Here is a 19,322-nt window from a genome sequence, read left to right on the forward strand (position 1 = left end):
GAACAAGCGCATCCCCAACCATAGGGTCTTCAAGGGCATCGCCACTACGGGGCGTTCCACCATGGGCTGGTTCCACGGCTTCAAGCTGCACATCATCATAAACGACAGGGGTGAAATACTGAACTTTACCATAACCCAGGCGAACGTGGACGACAGGGAGCCGCTCAAAAATGAACGTTTTCTGGACAAGATCTATGGAAAGCTATTCGCCGACAAGGGCTACATTGGAAAGAGCTTGATGGAAATGCTGTTCATCGATGGCGTACAGCTGATCACATCCATCAGGAACAACATGAAGAACTCGCTGATGACAATGTCGGACAAAATATTGCTGAGAAAACGATCGGTCATTGAAACGGTCAACGACGAACTAAAGAACATCTGTCAAATAGAGCACTCGAGGCACAGAAGCTTCGGAAACTTTTTGGTAAATATCATCACAGGACTGATAGCCTATAGTTTCTTGCCAAAAAAGCCAAGTATTAAATATCATACCGTAAAAACAGATCAACTCGTCCTTTTTTAATCGAACTCAGGTATTTAGGATTTTTTGCTCCCTTTAGTCCCGATGGTTATCGGGAGGGAAAACAAAAAATCGCTTTGTATTATCAGTTTTTAGTCATAAGACTAAAAGCGGATATGCGATTTATTTTATATGGGGTTGCGACTTCAGCGCTTAATGACAGAATTAGAATCAAATAAATTCTTAAATTTGATACTATGAAGATATATAAGTTAACTACCGTAACCGATCAGGTATTGGATGCATTTACGAGATTAATTCCTCAGCTTGCTCCAGACTGTGCCTTGCCCACAAAAAAAGACTTAGAGTCTATTGTCAATTCTGGAACGACATTGCTTTTTATGGCAGAAGAGGATAATGACATCTTAGGTACTTTGACCTTGGTGTTCAATAAAATACCAACCGGCGATAAAGTTTGGATAGAAGATGTTGTGGTCGATAAATCGGCGAGAGGAAAAGGGGTTGGCGTAAAACTGATGGAATTCTCCATTGATTATGTCAGGAGTAAAGACATCAAAAGTATTAACCTCACTTCTAGTCCGGACAGGGTTGCTGCCAATCATCTATATCAGAAATTGGGATTTGTACAAAGGGAGACGAATGTTTATAGGTTGACGATGGGGTAGGATTGTCAAAATCTCAGATTATGATCTCTAAATTTAAATAAAAAAGAGATTAAACTGAGTACTCTGTTATCTTGATGCAAAGTTAAATATCTATTGTTAACTACACAAAAATCCCTACTTCATGCTTGTTTAAATACTCATCAATGCCAATCTTTTCGGCTTCATTTTTAAAATTTAGTGGACTCTTCTTAAACTGTTTTTTAAAACATTTTGAAAAATACTTCGGATCATTAAATCCGGTCATAAATGCTGTTTCAGAAATTGTGAAACCATTCTTGGTTATTAAGACGGCTGCTTTTTTTAATCGCAAAATTCTTACGAAATCAACTAATGTATGCCCTGTTAATGCTTGGCATTTTCTGTAGATGGTTGAATAGCTCATGTTCAATGGTGCAGCCAACTCTTCCATTTTGAAACTGGCATCTTCCAACCTTAAATTAATATTAGCAACCAGGTTTTCAAGGAATATTTCGTCTTGCGATTTTTCGAATGGAACTTCTGGATTCGAAATAGCTTCTTTCCGATATTTTGTGATAATATGCTCTTTGGCAAGAAGAATATTCTGAATCTTTAGTAATAATTCATTCGTATTGAAAGGTTTGTTGATGTATTCTATAGCGCCGGATTTTAGCCCCTCTATTTTAGAATGGGTCGAGTTTTTCGCAGTCAATAAAACAATAGGAATATGTTGGGTAAGTGATTCGTCTTGTAATTTCTTGCACATTTCGATGCCATCGAGTTCAGGCATCATGATATCACTTATAATAAGATCAGGAATGTTGCTTTTAGCGTAGTGATAACCTTCATTGCCGTTTTCAGCTAAAATAATATTGTATTGATCTTGAAGTAATTCCTTTAAAAAGAGCTGTAAATCCAACGTGTCTTCCACGATAAGGATGGTTTTTTTCAACACATTTAGATGATCACTTTCAGCTGGACTTGCATCGCTTTCTGCTATGAGTTGCGTGGAGTCTTCTTCAGAATCGGACATTATTCTTTCCTCATCGGAATAAGCGGCTTCATGTATAGGGAAAGTAATCGTGAATGTGGTGCCACTTATGGCAGAGGAATCTACTTCGATTTTACCTTTATGGAGGTCAATCAATTCTTTTGTAAGCGCCAACCCAATCCCGGTTCCTTTATTTTTCTTACCAAATTTCGATTGGTAAAATAGTTCAAAGATAGTGTTTAGTTCATCCTTTGAAACCCCTGGACCTGAATCGGTAACAGAAAGTCGCACCATTTTTTTTGAATTAATTGGAGTAACGGTCAACAAGATGTTTCCTTCTTTTGGAGTGAATTTAAAAGCGTTGGAAAGTAAATTATATATGATATGTTCCAATTTTTCTTTGTCATACCATGCTTCCGTTAGATTTTTCGGACAGTTAATTGTGAAGTCTATATTTTTTTGTCGTGCCAACTCTTTAAACGATTGGGCTATCTGTTCAATGTTTTTGTATAGATTGGATTTTGTCACCATCAGTCTCAATTGATCAAGTTCTTTATTTCTGACCAAGGTCAACTCATAGGCAATTTTTGAAAGACGCTTAGTATTGTAGGCGATAATATTAAGACGTTGTTTTAATAGTAGATTTCCGTTTTTTTCAGCGTTATGAATCATGTCTTGAATCGGCCCCAATATCAGGGTGAGGGGTGTTTGAATTTCATGAGACATTTTAGCAAAAAAGTTCATTTTTAATTCATGCAATTCATTTTGTTTTTGAAAGCTTATCTTCTCCAAGAATAACTTCTTTTTTAAGGCATACCAGCGTCTGACGCCGAAAATTCCCAAAACAAACAGACATCCATATAAAACCCAGGCAATGGGCTTGTTCCAGAATGGTTGTTCAATTGCGATGTTTATACTTTTCGGAGGAATGTCCCAAAGGTCGTCCCTTGTGCCTGCCTTGACTTCAAAAGTATAATTGCCGGCGGGAATATTAGTATAGGTTGCAGAACGATCCTGATGATTATAGATCCAGTCGTCGTCGAAACCTTTTAATCGATAGGCGTAAAAATGCTTTGGATATAATATATTGTCCAAAGCGGCAAATCGGAAAGAAAATGAAGATTGGTTATATTTTAGTCGTAATGAACTTAAGTTGGCAATACCGGTGTCAATTTGTTCTTGCAATAATACTTCTGCAGGTTGGTTGAGCACCTCTATCATGTTGATTTGTAGCTTGGGCTGCGATTCTTTTTTGTTGAGATCTTTAGGATAGAAATAATTAAAACCTTTGGATCCTCCAAAATACACCATATTTTTATGATCTTTAAAGGCGCTTCGAGATAAAAAGACATTGTCTTGCAGACCATCTGTGATATAATAAGTTTTTATGATGGAATCTCTGGTGTTGAAATTAACAATTCCGTTATTGGAGCTTATCCACAAATTATCATTTTCAGTATTGATTACTGCAGCCAAAGACCGACTCGAAAGCGTCTTAATGTCCTTAAATGACGAATAAATATTCTTTTTGGTGTCGTATTTCAATAGTTCCCCCGAATTATTTATGATCCATAAACTGTTAAAAGTGCCTTCCGACATGGATCTCACACTTTTCAATCGATCCAATTGATCGTTTAGAATGGAGAAGTCTAAAAAAGTTGAGGCGTTTAATTGATTGTAGTTTTCATTAAATTGAAATAATCCTCCTTCATATAAACCAAGCCATAATTCGCCGTTTCGCGTCTCCAGCATACTTTCAACAATAACGCCTTTTAAACCATTTTCATGGTTCTCGAAGGAGGCTAGAAGCTCCAAACTGTCTGAATAGATATTCAGGCCGATATTAGACCCTACCCAAATGCGACCTTTACTGTCTTTAAAAATGTTCCGGACATCAGATGCTTTTTGATTTTTTGCGTTTAGAACTTGTATCTTACTAAATTCATTATTTTTTGAATCGTAAAGCCATAAACCATTCTTATATGTTCCAATCCACATATTACCCCTATTATCTTCTTCAATGCTTTGTATATAAAAACCTTTGCTAGTATCAGAAACAGTAAAAAATTGCTTTTCATTAGTGCTCCCTCCATCATTGAATGTAATTTTTGTAAGACCTGAACCATCAGTGCCCGCCCATAGCACCCCATCAGAGCTTTTATGAATGCTCAATATTCTAGTGGGAGTAAAGTTTTCGGAACCTTCGTGATAATTGATGTTGTTGTCTGCATTGGGCAAGATGTTTAAATTTCCGTAGTTGGGCGTGATCCAGAGGTTTTTGTGATTGTCTTCATAAATATCTAAAATAGTATTGCTGCTTAAGGATGATCCATTATTAGCTTGTTTGGTAAATAGACTAACCTCGCCTGAAGATAAATTTACTTTATACAATCCACCGCCATCAGTTCCTGCCCATAAATATCCACTTGTATCGATATAGAGATTTAGAAACATTTCATTTGTAATATGATGGGTATTGCCCTTGAAGAATGAATCTTGAATGAATGTTTTGGTATTGATATCATATAAAAAAAGCCCTTTTGTTTCGGTGCCAATCCATAATCTGTTGTAATTATCCGTCAATAGTCTTAAGCTTTCTGGATAATTATTGAACGGGGCTGCGAGAAATTCTTTCTCTTGAGTGGATATTGAATAGGATATAACGTTACCATCTGACGTACTTAAAAACACATTTTGGTTCGGTACTAATGCGATATCTACAATGTCTCTTAATGGATTGGCCAATTCAGGAAAGGATGTAATGCTGTCCATTTTCGAATTGGAGTATTTGAATAGGCTGCCTTTGGTTGTGGCCAACCAGGTTTCATTGTTCTTTGAATTAATAACGCTTATTTTTTTTTGGTCAATCAAGGGAGTTAGATCCTTAAAATCACCGCTACCAGGGTTGTGTTTTGTTAATGAACCTTCAGTGGACAATAACCAAATATTTCCTGAATCATCCCTTAGGATGTCTTTTATCGACTCATAGCGTTGGGCGGTTGGAAAAATTATATCGTTGTTGATGTGGCTATAGCTATAACCATCATAAATGTAAATACCCTCTCTCTGCACCATCCAAATATTGCCAAAAGTATCTTGAATTATTTTATTTACAGCAATTGCTCTGTTCTCTGACGAAGGCGCTAAATGTGTGAAATTGACATGGTGTTGAGCTCCTGCAGAAATTACAAATGCTAAGATTAAAATGAATGTAAAAGGATGTGTTTTCAAACTGTACATAGGTCAAATTGTGAGTTCTAGGCGCTTATATAGAATGAATCGGTATGATGGGTAACTGCCAAAGTAGGCTTCTTAATTATGGTAAATATATTAATAATAAATATGCTATTTGGCCTGTAGCATAGTGGATTGTCGATGCAAACGGTAAAATTTCGTCAAATAGGAGGAATATTTAATCACTTAAAAAATATTCCTCAAATACGCCTAAAATCTCTACCGTATTATATAAGTAATGTATCACATTTGGAAATAAGATTGTTTAACGAAACATTAACGATTTCAGAATATGAGTTCAAGAAGAGATTTTGTCAAAAAAACAGCGCTGGCCGGCGCAGGTTTAATGATGCTACCTAATATGTCGTTTGGTGCCATGTTAGGTTCGGCTGATCAAAAATTAAAAATGGCATTTATAGGCGTTGGTCTTAGAGGTGTTAATCATTTAAACAATGCATTGCTTAGGAAGGACGTAGAAATCACTGCCATTTGCGATGTTGATCCCGCTAGAATTGAAGTGGCTTTGAAATTGATCAAAGATGCGGGGTTTGCAAAACCTCATGTCTTTAGTAAGAATGATCAGGATTATCTCAATCTTTTGAACTTAAAGGAGGTTGATGCGGTTATAATTTCCACCCCATGGCTATGGCATACCAGAATGGCCGTTGATTCTATGAGAGCTGGAAAATACACTGGCTTGGAAGTTTCTGCTGCCAATACCTTGGAAGAATGTTGGGACTTGGTCAATACACACGAAGAGACAGGGTCACATTTAATGCTTCTTGAAAATGTGAATTACCGTAGAGATGTTTTGGCTGTATTAAATATGGTGAAACAAAATGTCTTTGGTGAATTGGTTCATTTTAGATGTGGGTATCAGCACGATTTACGAGGCGTAAAATTTAACGATGGTAAGACCGCTTACGGTAAGGGTGTCGAGTTTGGAGAGAAGGGTATCTCTGAATCTGCATGGCGTACTCAACATTCCCTTTTAAGAAATGCTGATGTGTATCCAACCCATGGTTTAGGCCCCATTGCTGTTATGTGTGATATCAACAGAGGAAATCGGTTGATGTCCTTGACCTCAAATGCCTCAAAAGGTATCGGATTACATAATTATATCGTTGAACATGGTGGCAAGGATCATCCTAACGCCAAATTAAAATTCAAACAGGGCGATGTGATCACCACGACGGTTGAAACCACCAATGGCGAAACTATCATCATCACCCACGACGTTAACTTACCAAGACCTTATTCTTTAGGGTTTAGAGTGCAAGGTGCCAATGGTTTATGGGAAGATGACGGTAACCGAATTTATATTGAAGGACAATCAAAACCGCACCGATGGGATGATGCCGATGAATGGCTCAAGAAGTATGACCATCCTTTATGGAAAAGGTACGGTGAGCACGCAACTGGTGCTGGACACGGCGGCATGGACTTTTTTGTAATGAATTCTTTTGTAGAATCGGCCAAGGAAAAGATTGCGCCACCTATGGACGCCTATGATGCGGCAGCATGGAGTGCCATCACGCCACTTTCGGAAGCCTCTATAGAAAATAATGGTGCACCTCAGGAAATTCCTGATTTCACTCGGGGTATGTGGGTAAAACGCCAGCCTTATAATTGGATGAAGGATACGTATTAAAATAGAGAAAACAATTAAATTTTTTTAAAATCGGGAATACTTTTAAAATAAAACTTATGAAGAAACTATTATCAGTCCTATTTTTATCCTTGTTTGTTGGGGCGGCATATGCGCAGCAATCAACCATTGAGGTAAAAGGGACAATAACTGAAGCCAGTACTGGCATTTCTGTTCCGGGTGCAACTGTTTTAGAAAAAGGCACTTCGAACGGAACGGCAACTGATTTTGATGGAAATTTCACTATAAATGTTAGTAACGATGCGACTTTGGTCGTGTCCTTTATGGGCTTTGTAGGACAAGAGGTTCAGGTTAATGGTCGTACTACAATAAATATTAGTCTTCAAGAAGATATCGCCAGTTTGGACGAGGTAATTGTTGTAGGTTATAGCACTCAAAAAAGAGAGAGTTTAACAGGTGCATTGAATACCGTTAAGGGAGACGACTTAAGAGACGTCACAACGCCATCAGTAGAAAACATGCTTAATGGAAAAGCTCCAGGTGTTTATGTAGCTTCTGGATCAGGACAACCAGGTTCAAGAGGTGCTGTGGTCATTCGTGGCCAGGCTACTTTAAGTGGAACTACAAGTCCTCTTTGGGTTATTGACGGTGTCATCGTAGGCTCGAGTGCAGGAGAATTAAACCCTGACGATATTGAAACAATGACTATTCTTAAAGATGCGGCATCTACCTCAATTTATGGTTCTCAAGGAGCTAATGGCGTTATTGTGGTCACTACAAAAAGAGCCAAAATTGGAAAGACCACAGTCAGCTTATCAACCAAAGTAGGTATCAGTACGCTTAATAATGGAAATACTGAAATGATGAATGGCGCCGAATTGTATGATTATTACGCGTCGTTCTCCAATGCTGATCAAATATCATTTCCACGTTGGAATGCAGATTTACGTAACAGTAATTTTGATTGGTGGGATTTGGCCAATAAAACAGGGTTAACTCGTACCTACAATGTTTCTATTCAAGGAGGTACTGAGACTTTACGCTCTTATATGTCTCTCGGATTATACGATGAAGAGGGTGCGGTCAAAGGTTACGACTACAAACGTTATAATTTCCGTTTCAAAACAGAATATAAACCTTTGGATTGGTTAACTATAAAACCTGCTATTACCGGATCTATGCGAGACGTAGATGACCGTCAGTATTCAACAACGGCTATGTATTCCAATCTGCCATGGGATAGCCCATATAAAGAAGATGGAAGTTTGGTAGGACATCGTTCTGAAGATTGGGTGAATAGTGCCAGCACCAATTACCTCTACGATCTGCAGTGGAATCATGGTGCCAGTAAAAACTATGAGTTTATGGGGAATATGGATTTTGACGTGAGATTGACAGATTGGTTAACCTTCTCCTCGGTTAATAATATCCGTTATGGTAATTATAAATCAAGCGGCTATACAGATCCACGCTCAAGCGGAGGTGAAAGTGTAGGTGGCCGTATTACAGAATATCGTTCAGATTATACACGTTTATATACCAACCAGATTTTGCGTTTCAATAAATCTTGGGATAAGCACGATGTGAACGCTTTGGTTGCCTATGAATATAATGATTACACCAGCGAAGGCTTAGATGTTGCCGGAACCGGATTTATTCCTGGATTTGAAATCTTGGATGTGGTTGCTATTCCTGAACGAACTAAAGGAGGCATTAGTGAATGGGCAGTACAGTCAATTCTATCCAACATTAACTATTCCTATGACAATAAATACATGGCTCAGTTGTCTTTCCGTAGAGATGGTGCTTCCAATTTTGGAGATAATGCCAAATATGGTAATTTTTTCTCCGTGAGTGGCGGATGGAATATCCATAATGAAGATTGGTTTAAAGCTGACTGGGTGGATAATTTTAAGCTTCGCGCATCTTATGGTTCCGTAGGAAACCGTCCAAGCGCGTTGTATCCGCAATATGATTTATATGCGGTGTCCAGTGGTGCGAGCTACAATCAAAATCCAGGAGCGCTGATCAACCAGATTGGGAACAAAGACCTAACTTGGGAAAAGACTTATACCACAGGTGTTGGATTGGACGCAAGTATGTTAAGTAATCGGGTGAGATTGACCGTTGATCTCTACGAGAAAAATACAGACAATATTCTTTACCGTGTTCCAATCACCGGCTTAACCGGGGTGACGAGCATATGGCAGAACATTGGGGAAATGGAGAACAAAGGAGTAGAGGTTGCCCTTGGCGGTGATATTATTCGAAATCAGGATCTCACCTGGAGCGTTGATGTCAACTTAGGACATAATGTCAATAAGCTAACTAAACTTTACAAAACCAAAGATGCCAGTGGCAACTATGTGGTTCGACCTATAATTGTAGGTGATGGATTAGGGATTGCTGGATCGGCACAACGTATGTTAGAGCCAGGTCGTCCTGTAGATACTTATTATTTAAAAGAATGGGCTGGTGTAAATCCTGATAACGGATTGCCAATGTGGTATGTGGTTGAAAGAGATGCGGACGGCAACGAATTGTCACGTGAAACTACGTCTAATTATTCCCAAGCAACCTTTGAAAAAACAGGAAAAGTATCTCCTAATTTATTCGGTGGATTTTCAACTGCCTTAAATTATAAGAAATTTGACTTCAACGCCGTATTTGGTTATGCCTTGGGAGGCAAAATTTATAACTACTCACGTCAAGAATACGATTCTGATGGGACCTATACAGACCGTAATCAGATGAAGTTAAGACCAGAATGGAACCGTTGGGAAAAGCCAGGCGATATTGCCACGCACCCAGTAGCGCGATATGATAATCAAGATAAAGGGAATTCAACATCTACACGTTATTTAGAAGACAACGACTTCTTAAAGCTACGTTCTTTAACCTTAGGTTATAATATTGACTTAAGCCATCTTAAAGTTGATAATCTTCGCATCTCATTATCGGGAGAGAATTTATTTACAATCACGAAGTATTCAGGGGTAGATCCAGAAATTCCAGCTGTCGATGGGGCTGTGATGGGATCCACAGGACCTGCAGTATATCCAGCGACAACGAAATTTATGCTAGGACTTAATTTACAATTTTAAAAAAGAAACACCATGAAAAAAATATTTATAGCCATATTGGTCGCGGCAACCTTCACAGCGTGTGATATCGACCGACTACCCCACGGAAGCATGGCCTCAGAGTCCATTGTTGGAGATCCTGACGCTTCTCTTGACGCCTTGCTAAATGGAACTTATGCACAGTTGAAAGCATGGTCTGATCCTATGCACCGTATGGGGGAATACGCCGGAGACAACATGATGATCCGTGGCTCATCAACTGATGCGTTTTATGAATTCTTATCGTATGCTCGTACTCCAAACAATTACCGTTTGACCCAAATGTGGGATTCGGGGTATAAAGCTATTGCTCAAGCTTCCAATATCATTGACATGATTGATGAAGGACAAAGTGCAGAAATTGATAATAAAATTGGAGAATCATACTACGTTCGTGGGATGATGTACTTTTACTTGACCCGTGCCTTCGGACGTCCATACTACCAAAGCCCAGAAACAAACTTAGGTGTACCTATTGTTAATGGAACTCCAGACGACGTTCTAAATATGAATCTTCCAGATCGTGCTACCGTAAAAGAAAGTTATGATCAAGCCATAGGTGATCTTAAGAAAGCAGAGGAGTTATTAACTTTAGACAAAACCTCTATTTTCGCTTCAAAAGAAGCGGCTCAAGCCATGTTGTCGCGTATCTATCTTTATATGAGCGGAACATACACGGCTCCAAATACTGAGTATGCACAATTATCTGTAGACTACTCTAATAAGGTCATCAATTCTGGGAAATACTCCTTATTGGCAAGAGAGCAATTCATGAAATACAATACGTTTATTCCAGAGAACAATAACGAAACTATTTTTGCCATCAAACGTGTGGCATCAGAGTTTTCGGGTTTTGATCACTACTACGGTGTTGGCGGTATGTATGCCAATTTAGGCGGCATGGGCTGGGGAGAAATGTATGCCAGTGCTAAATATATTGATCTGTTAAATGAAACGGGTCGCAATGACTGGCGTGAAGATAGCTACCATTTAGTTGATGCCCGTGCAGCGTTTATCAGACCGACTTATTCTGAAGAAGACAATGAAGTCTTCCGTTTCATTAAGGAAGAAACAACTGGTAATTTAAATTACGTGCAGGCAGAAATAACACGAAGTGGTAGTAGAATCACCGCAACAGAAGGAAGTGATTCTTATACGCTTACCCCTGTAGATGCTTCTCAAGGTGTATATTCTATTAATTACAAAAATGGACAAACGTACGAAGGTGTCATCGACAACTATATTACCTTAAATCGTGCCTATCCGCAATTTTACATTACTAAAGCGTCATTGGAAGGTGAGGAATCTCATTTGCATTCGCCTGTAATTAGTCGTTTAGGTGAAATTTATCTGAATCGAGCTGAGGCATATGCTAAATTGGGCAACTATGATCTTGCCTTAGAGGATTTGAACACTATCAGAGAGCGATCAATTGTTGGTGGTGGATACGCGACATTAGATGCTTCTAACGCCGATACTTTGATTGATAAAGAGCGCCAATTAGAGTTAGCCTATCAGGCTGAACGCAGCTACGATGTATTCCGTAACGGAAAAGAATTGACGAGACATTATCCGGGACCGCAAAATCAAGATGAAGTCATCTTAGCTACTGATTATCGCGTCGTTTTCTACATTCCTCAGGATGCCATTAATTCTTATCCAGGAACATTGACTCAAAATCCAACACAATAGTTATTGTAAAAGTCAATATTTTGAAAAGAATAGACATATCAGAAGAAGCTTGACCTAAAATCAAGCTTCTTTGGTTCTAATTTAGATTTAAAGTTTTATCCGAAATCAATATCAACTTTATTAACATCATTAAAAAATTTAAAACTATGCTCAGAAACGGGTGCTTTTACTTTTTAGCTTTATTTGTTTCTTTTTATCTAATAGGTTGTAATACTAATAAATCGGTAGAACAAAAAGATGATAAACTCGATTTGTCCATTAAAATTCCCGCAGGACCAAACAGTTGGCTGATTAATAGCACCGCCGAAAGTGCCAATATGATCAGTGATTCTGGAATTAAAAATTGGACCGATTTAAAAACGCAGGTACATACTTATTTCAAAACTGATACCTCAGGGAAGCTTCATCTTGGACTGAATTTGAATGTGCCAGAGGGTACCTCAAGAATTAAAGTCACTTTAGCCGATCAAACTAAAAATATAAAATTAAATACATCTGTAAACCAAACGGTTGACGTAGGTGTTTTTGAAATCCAAGCAGGATATAATGTTATAGAAATTGTGGGTGTGGAAAAATCGGGCCCTGTAGTTGCAACTATCAATGAATTGCTCATCGGCGGCCCTGCCACTGATGGCAACGTTTATTTCATAAAAGACGATTTCTATTTCGGTCGTCGCGGACCATCGGTTCATTTAACTTATGATTTGCCTAAAGAAAAGGACGTCGAATGGTTTTATAATGAAATCAATGTGCCTGAAGGGGAGGATGTCATCGGTTCGTATTTTATGGCCAACGGTTTTATAGATGGCTATTTCGGAATTCAAGTCAATTCAGAGACGGAGCGTCGCATCCTTTTTTCGGTATGGAGCCCTTTTGATACGCAAGACCCGAAAGAGATCCCCGACGATCATAAGATCATCTTGTTAGGTAAAGGGGATGGCGTGACTACGGGCGAATTTGGCAATGAAGGTTCTGGAGGGCAAAGTTATAAAGTGTACCCATGGAAAGCGGATACCACTTACCGATTTTTATTAAAAGGCGTCCCCGCTGAAAATAAATCAACGGATTATACGGCTTACTTTTACACGCCAGATGATGGTAAATGGAATTTAATTGCCAGTTTTAGAAGACCACAAGGCAGTCGCTATTTAAAACGCTTGTATTCATTTTTAGAAAATTTTGTACCTGCAACTGGCAACATATCACGTAAAGCCAATTACAATAACCAATGGATCTATACAACCGATAATGAGTGGGTAGAATTGACCAAAGCTAAATTTACTGCCGATGCTACGGCTCGAAAAGAATCGCGGTTGGATTATGCAGGTGGCGTCAATGGCAATCAGTTTTTTATGGAGAATTGTGGGTTTTTTAATGAAACCACCCCAATGGGAAGTGAGTTTATAAGAACCGCCAACGGCGTTGCGCCCAAAATTGATTTCTCTCAATTGGAAAACCCAAGAAAATAGTTTATTAAGTTGATTTGATTATTTTGAAGGCCCGAAGAAAATTACTTTTTCGGGCTTTCTTTTTAGTGAAACCCAAACTCAGAAGCAAAGCGCATTGAGTTTTGATGGTTGTCCCGATAGTTTTCGGGATAATCCCTCCCGATAGCTATCGGGATTGGCGAGACCTCAAAATCCCTATCTGCACACAAGCCGACAAAACCTATAATGAAGCAGATAAAATCCTCAAGTAGACCTAAGGCATAATAAATGTCCTTCCCGATACCTTCCATAGAAGAGTAAGCATTTAAGTTTGACTCTGATCAGCATCAAACTCTTTCATAACGCAAGTAAATATGTTTGGACAAAAATCATCCTGAAAGACAAATCCGATATTGCTTAGCTCTGATTTTTAAATTCAAATTTTATTTTTCAAAATTTAATTTCAGTTTTTATTGATAGAGAGCATTTAAAATGCGAAATTGTACATTGAATTCAATAGTCTCTAAAATGGCCAAATTATCCGAGAGTATAGAAACGTTTTTCAAACAACCATCCGCGCCTGGAATATTATTAATTATTGCTACTGCATCAGCATTATTTGTGGCCAATACATCCTTAAATAGTTTTTATCACACGGTAATGCAATACAATTTCGGGATGGGATTTAAAGACGTCTATATTTCTAAGTCGTTGCACGATTGGGTAAATGATGGTTTGATGGCACTATTTTTTTTGATGGTGGGTCTTGAAATAAAGAGCGAACTAAAATTTGGCAGCCTTACCTCATTTAAATCTGCTATATTTCCTGTAGCTGCTGCTGTTAGTGGCGCCCTCTTTCCAGCTATTATTTATCTCGCGTTCAATTTAGGGACCGATTACGTAAAAGGTTGGGCCATACCAATGGCTACAGATATCGCTTTTGTTATAGGCATCATTGCCATGCTCGGTTCTAGAATGCCCTCTTGGGCCAAGGTCTTTATAACCACAATAGCGGTAGTGGACGATCTTATTGCGGTATTGGTCATCGCATTTTTTTATACTGATCAAATACAATGGCATGCTATAGGAATAGCGGCCGGGTGCACTTTAGTACTGCTTGTTTTTAATCGGAAAGGTGTCAATAGATTGACGCCCTATCTCTTAGTGGGTTTTGTCTTATGGTGGGCCATATTAACTTCTGGCGTTCATGCCACAATTGCTGGCGTTATTTTGGCTTTAACAGTGCCACTGCGACGTGAATGGGAGATTGACCAAATAAAAAAGGCTTCTTTAAAAGGGTATCGGCTTTTTAGGGAAGCAAAGGATGATGCGTATGCCATGACAAGTCCGCAAGTCCACCATTTTCTTGAAAATTTACATAGGGAGATGGAATCGCCCTTAAAACGATTGGAACGAAAACTGCATGGACTCGTTTACTTTATAATAATGCCGCTCTTTGCATTTGTAAATGCAGGAATTATTTTTGATGCTGAGATTTTAAACGAGGCATTCCATCTGTCCATCACCTGGGGTACCATGTTGGGGCTCTTAATTGGAAAACCAATTGGAATTATGTTTGCCAGTTATATTTTCTTGACCTTCTTTTATAAAAGGTCCAAAAAAACACCGGAAATTTGGAAGCTGCTTTTCGGGATTTCGCTGCTTTGCGGAATCGGTTTCACCATGTCCTTATTTATTGTGAATCTTTCTTTTGACGATCTAATTTTGCAGGAAGAGGCCAAAATCGGAATTCTTTTTGCCTCAGGACTAAGTGGTTTATTGGGGTATCTCGTGCTTCGCAACGCCACACGTAAACCCGAAGCCATTACGGAGGATAAGATTAGAATGAACCTTTCTGAATTGCCGAAACCTGAAGAATAAACGCTTCAGAATATGACGTTGTAAAAATAGGTGTACGCCAGTATATTAAGTAGATGTAGATTTAGTGGAAGTCTCTGACGCCCTGATACAGTACTTGCTCGACGATGTTTTTAAAATTTATTGGTGTTTCATAAATGGATATACGCTGAGAGCTGCCATCTTCTAAATTTTTCTATTTACCTATCTATGATTAGTGTTCTTTTTTGTAGCGATAAGATACTTTATGTTAGAACAAATCCGTAACTTTAAAGGGCTTAAATAAGACACTGATCATTTTTGAAACGGTGTCTCAGGCATGTAGACTCTGGAGATAATGAATTCTCCTTCACTTTGGTTTTTAGTAATGCTATACTCCAATCATTCCAAAAACAACATGGTGCTCCAATACTACTGCTTAAATAGGCACTAAATATTAACAATTTAAATCAGAAATACTATGGGTAATGATCTTTTTAAAACTAAAAAACAAATCGCTGTAAATGGTAAAAACTTTACTTATTATAGTCTTGAAGAACTTTCAAATCAAGGTTATGAAATTGATAAACTACCGTTTTCAATTCGTATTTTATTGGAGAATGCCTTGCGTAATTTTGACGACTTTTCAGTTACCAAAGAAAATATAGATACACTTCTTAACTGGAAGCCCAAGGGTGTGGACAAAGACATACCTTTTAAACCTGCACGTGTGTTGATGCAGGATTTTACTGGTGTTCCTGCCGTTGTCGATATTGCTGCGCTCAGAGCTGAAGTGGCTCGTAAAGGTGGAGATCCCGAAAGTATTAATCCCTTAGTGCCTGTAGATTTGGTTATAGATCACTCCGTTCAGGTGGATTATTTTGGAACGGATTATTCCTATCAGCGCAATATGGAGGAAGAATATAAACGAAATAAGGAACGTTATCAATTTCTAAAATGGGCACAGCAGTCGTTTGATAATTTTAGCGTAGTACCTCCAGGAATGGGTATTTGTCATCAAATTAATCTTGAATATTTCTCTAAAGGCGTCATTGAACGCAATGGCGAACTCTTTCCGGACACAGTGGTAGGTACGGACAGTCATACCCCAATGGTCAATGGGATTGGGGTGGTTGCCTGGGGCGTTGGTGGTATTGAGGCGGAAGCGGCTATTTTAGGCCAACCGCTCTATTTCATTATGCCAGAAGTCATCGGATTAAAACTGACAGGTAAATTACCATTAGGATCTACAGCGACTGATTTGGTGTTGACTATTGCAAATGTCCTAAGAAAACAAGGTGTAGTGGGCAAATTTGTTGAGGTTTTCGGACCAGGACTTGACCATTTATCGGTTCCTGATAGAGCTACGATAGGAAATATGTCGCCAGAATTTGGCTGTACTATCACCTATTTCCCAATTGACGATAAAACATTGACGTATATGCGGGAAAGTAATCGGTCAGAAGAACAGATCAATGTGGTTGAAGCTTATTGTAAAGCCAATATGCTATGGCGTGAAAATGAAGATCGTATCACTTACACCGAAGTTGTCGAATTAGATGTTTCTTCTATTGAGCCCACGGTAGCAGGTCCGAAAAGACCACAGGATAAAATTCTCTTAAAGGATTTTAAACCTACCTTTATTGATTTATTAAGTGCTGGCTATGAGCGTGAATATATTGAGCATGAAGAACGGGAATCGGTTATCCGATGGAAGAACGAAGGAGGGAACCAACTTACGCCACCACCACGGGCGATGTCTGAAGGAACGAAAATAGAAACCAAAGAGCAAAACGGACTTAAAACGGTTTGGATTGATAAAGGCGAACAGAAATATTCATTATCCGATGGTTCAGTCGTTATTGCAGCAATAACCTCCTGTACCAATACATCCAATCCATTTGTGATGATTGGCGCTGGCCTGGTCGCTAAAAAAGCGAGACAGCATGGCATAGATGTCAAGCCCTGGGTAAAAACCTCATTGGCTCCAGGGTCTAAGGTGGTTACGGATTATCTCAAAAAAGCCGATTTATTAAAAGATTTAGAGGCGCTTCAATTTCATTTGGTGGGTTATGGCTGTACTTCCTGTATCGGAAATTCAGGACCATTGCCACCTGCTATTGGCAAAGCGGTAGATGATCATGAACTGGTCGTTTGTTCGGTGCTTTCTGGAAATCGGAATTTTGAGGCAAGGGTTCACTCCCAGGTCAAAATGAATTATTTGATGTCGCCTATGTTGGTTGTTGCTTTTGCTATTGCGGGTCGTGTGGATATTAATCTCACCGAAGATCCTATCAGTTACGACAAAAACCAATTGCCAGTGTATCTAAAAGATATTTGGCCAACGGATGATGAGATTAATGCGGTGCTTAAGGAAGTGCTTACGCCGAAAGATTTTCAAAAAAACTATTCCGAAATTTTTGATGGAAATGAGATTTGGAGAAACTTGGAAATTCCAAAAGGCAAGTTGTACGATTGGGATCCGGAATCCACATATATTCAGGAAATCCCATTCTTTAAGGATATTTCTGATAAGGCACCAGCACTTCAAAACATAGAAAATGCCCGAGCACTTTTGGTGTTGGGAGACAGTATTACTACCGATCATATTTCTCCAGCGGGCGCATTTGACGAGCATTCGGCTGCAGGAAAATACTTGATAGAAAGAGGTGTTAAGAAAGAAGAATTTAACTCTTACGGTAGCCGAAGGGGGAATGATGAAGTCATGGTGAGAGGGACTTTTGCCAATGTCCGTATCAAGAATCAACTGGCTGGCAAAGAAGGTGGATATACCACACACTTGCCATCAGGAGAAGAGATGAGCGTTTATGATGCCGCAGTTAAATATCAGAAAGACAATACACCGTTGGTAGTGCTTACCGGTAAGGAATACGGAAGTGGTTCGTCAAGAGACTGGGCTGCAAAAGGTACGTTCTTATTGGGCATAAAAGCAGTAATCGCTGAGAGCTATGAGCGTATCCACAGAAGTAACTTGGTTGGTCTTGGTGTGTTGCCATTACAATATAAAGATGGTGATACCGCCAAAAAGTTAGGTTTATCGGGAACAGAAACGTTTACTATTTCAGGAATCTCAGAAGGATTGACACCACATAAACTGGTGGACGTTGTGGCAGAAAAGGAAAATGGTGAACAGGTTAACTTTAAAGTTGTAGCCCGATTGGATTCGTTAATAGATATTGAATATTACCGAAATGGAGGGATACTTCAGTATGTGCTCAGACAGTTTTTGGATGGGAAATAGGAGGTAGCGAATTAGGATTGTTCATTGAGGATTGTTCATTGATAATTGATGATTGTATGTCCCTAGTATAGGTTGACCACTTTAAACAAAGTGTAAACTTATGAAAGCAAACATTAAACTATTGAAAAAGCAACGCATTTATTCGGATGAGTTTAAACTACAAATTGTAAAAGACTTTGAATCGGGAGAATTCAGTGTAACTCAGTTGGAGAAATTGCATAATATAAGTAATGTATCGATTTACAAATGGATTCATAAATTTTCTACCTTTAATGAAAAAGGTTCAAGAATTGTAGAGATGAAAAACAGTAGCACCCAGAAGATGAAAGAACAACAGGCTCGAATAAAGGAGCTTGAAGCCATAGTTGGGCGCAAACAGATCAAGATAGATTATTTGGAGAAGATGATTGATATCGCAAAGGACGATTTAAATATAGATATCAAAAAAAACTTCAGCACTCCACAATCAACTGGTTCAGGACACATAAAGAAAAAATAAGCTTTAGTATGAACCAGCTTTATCACACCATAGGCATAAGTAAACAAGCTGTCAGTCAGTATGCACGGCGACAAGCAGTTTTCGATGGCCGAGTGTCTCAATTAATTTTAGAGGCAGATGATCTTCGGGAGGACCATCCTGGTTGTGGAGTTGAAAAGATGTACGATATATTAAATCCGGATTTTATAGGTAGGGATCGGTTTATAGAAACCATGATGGATCTCGGTTACAGGATAAAAAGGAAGAAGAATTATAAACGTACAACAATAGCAGGCAAGAAGTTTTATCCCAATCTAATAAAAGGCTTAAGAATAAACGCACCAAACGTATTATGACAATCGGATATAACCTATTTGCCACTTAATGGCAAACACTATTACGCTGTGTTCATAATAGATGTTTATACAAAAAAGATTGTTGGATTTATAGTATCGGATAACATGCGGGCCCAAGCCAATTTAGAAGCTCTTAAAATGGCGCTAAAGGAAAATAATGCACCTGAGGTTCATAATTCGGACAGAGGAAGCCAATACACTTATCATA

The 19,322-nt window shown here is 38.7% G+C and carries 13 protein-coding genes; 11 read left to right on the forward strand and 2 right to left on the reverse strand.

Annotated features, from left to right (window positions below):
- Both H3Z82_RS18865 and H3Z82_RS18870 read left to right on the forward strand, forming a co-directional pair.
- Positions 1-526 (forward strand): IS982 family transposase (locus tag H3Z82_RS18865; RefSeq protein ID WP_182204508.1); only part of this gene is annotated, 526 nt, incomplete at its 5' end.
- 194 nt (positions 527-720) lie between these two features.
- Positions 721-1,149: a GNAT family N-acetyltransferase gene (locus H3Z82_RS18870; protein WP_182207043.1), complete on the forward strand. Its 429-nt coding sequence runs from the start codon at positions 721-723 to the stop codon at positions 1,147-1,149.
- A 100-nt stretch (positions 1,150-1,249) separates the two neighbouring features.
- Here H3Z82_RS18870 and H3Z82_RS18875 read toward each other — a convergent pair whose 3' ends face one another.
- Positions 1,250-5,338, reverse strand: a complete 4,089-nt coding sequence (locus tag H3Z82_RS18875) for a two-component regulator propeller domain-containing protein (RefSeq protein ID WP_182207044.1) — start codon at positions 5,336-5,338, stop codon at positions 1,250-1,252.
- A gap of 286 nt (positions 5,339-5,624) precedes the next feature.
- On the opposite strand from H3Z82_RS18875, the gene H3Z82_RS18880 reads away from it, so the two are divergent.
- The 4 genes from H3Z82_RS18880 (at position 5,625) to H3Z82_RS18895 (ending at position 13,224) form a co-directional block, all read left to right on the forward strand.
- A complete protein-coding gene (locus H3Z82_RS18880; RefSeq protein WP_182207045.1) occupies positions 5,625-6,983 on the forward strand; it encodes a Gfo/Idh/MocA family protein in 1,359 nt (452 codons plus the stop codon).
- A gap of 56 nt (positions 6,984-7,039) precedes the next feature.
- Positions 7,040-10,045: a SusC/RagA family TonB-linked outer membrane protein gene (locus H3Z82_RS18885; protein WP_182207046.1), complete on the forward strand. Its 3,006-nt coding sequence runs from the start codon at positions 7,040-7,042 to the stop codon at positions 10,043-10,045.
- A gap of 12 nt (positions 10,046-10,057) precedes the next feature.
- Positions 10,058-11,755: a RagB/SusD family nutrient uptake outer membrane protein gene (locus H3Z82_RS18890; RefSeq protein WP_182207047.1), complete on the forward strand. Its 1,698-nt coding sequence runs from the start codon at positions 10,058-10,060 to the stop codon at positions 11,753-11,755.
- A 146-nt stretch (positions 11,756-11,901) separates the two neighbouring features.
- The gene (locus tag H3Z82_RS18895) at positions 11,902-13,224 is read left to right on the forward strand and encodes a DUF3472 domain-containing protein (protein WP_182207048.1); all 1,323 of its coding nucleotides are present in this window, start codon (positions 11,902-11,904) and stop codon (positions 13,222-13,224) included.
- Positions 13,225-13,286: 62 nt separating this feature from the next.
- Here H3Z82_RS18895 and H3Z82_RS18900 read toward each other — a convergent pair whose 3' ends face one another.
- Positions 13,287-13,493 (reverse strand): hypothetical protein, encoded by a 207-nt coding sequence (locus H3Z82_RS18900; RefSeq protein WP_182207049.1) that lies wholly within the window; start codon positions 13,491-13,493, stop codon positions 13,287-13,289.
- Between the two features lie 217 nt (positions 13,494-13,710).
- Between H3Z82_RS18900 and nhaA the strand changes: the two genes are divergently transcribed.
- The 5 genes from nhaA to H3Z82_RS19860 all read left to right on the forward strand — a co-directional run.
- Positions 13,711-15,063: a Na+/H+ antiporter NhaA gene (nhaA, locus tag H3Z82_RS18905; protein ID WP_182207050.1), complete on the forward strand. Its 1,353-nt coding sequence runs from the start codon at positions 13,711-13,713 to the stop codon at positions 15,061-15,063.
- A 436-nt stretch (positions 15,064-15,499) separates the two neighbouring features.
- Complete coding sequence (acnA, locus tag H3Z82_RS18910; RefSeq protein ID WP_182207051.1) at positions 15,500-18,280, forward strand: aconitate hydratase AcnA; 2,781 nt, start codon at positions 15,500-15,502, stop codon at positions 18,278-18,280.
- Positions 18,281-18,380: 100 nt separating this feature from the next.
- Positions 18,381-18,779, forward strand: coding sequence for a transposase (locus tag H3Z82_RS18915; RefSeq protein ID WP_182205709.1), 399 nt, complete (start codon positions 18,381-18,383; stop codon positions 18,777-18,779).
- 8 nt (positions 18,780-18,787) lie between these two features.
- Positions 18,788-19,114, forward strand: a complete 327-nt coding sequence (locus H3Z82_RS18920) for a hypothetical protein (RefSeq protein WP_182205708.1) — start codon at positions 18,788-18,790, stop codon at positions 19,112-19,114.
- Positions 19,115-19,123: 9 nt separating this feature from the next.
- Positions 19,124-19,322: DDE-type integrase/transposase/recombinase (locus tag H3Z82_RS19860; RefSeq protein WP_394368113.1), on the forward strand; the 199-nt coding region annotated here is incomplete at its 3' end.

This window comes from Gelidibacter maritimus, from assembly GCF_014062315.1.
GTDB lineage: Bacteria > Bacteroidota > Bacteroidia > Flavobacteriales > Flavobacteriaceae > Gelidibacter > Gelidibacter maritimus.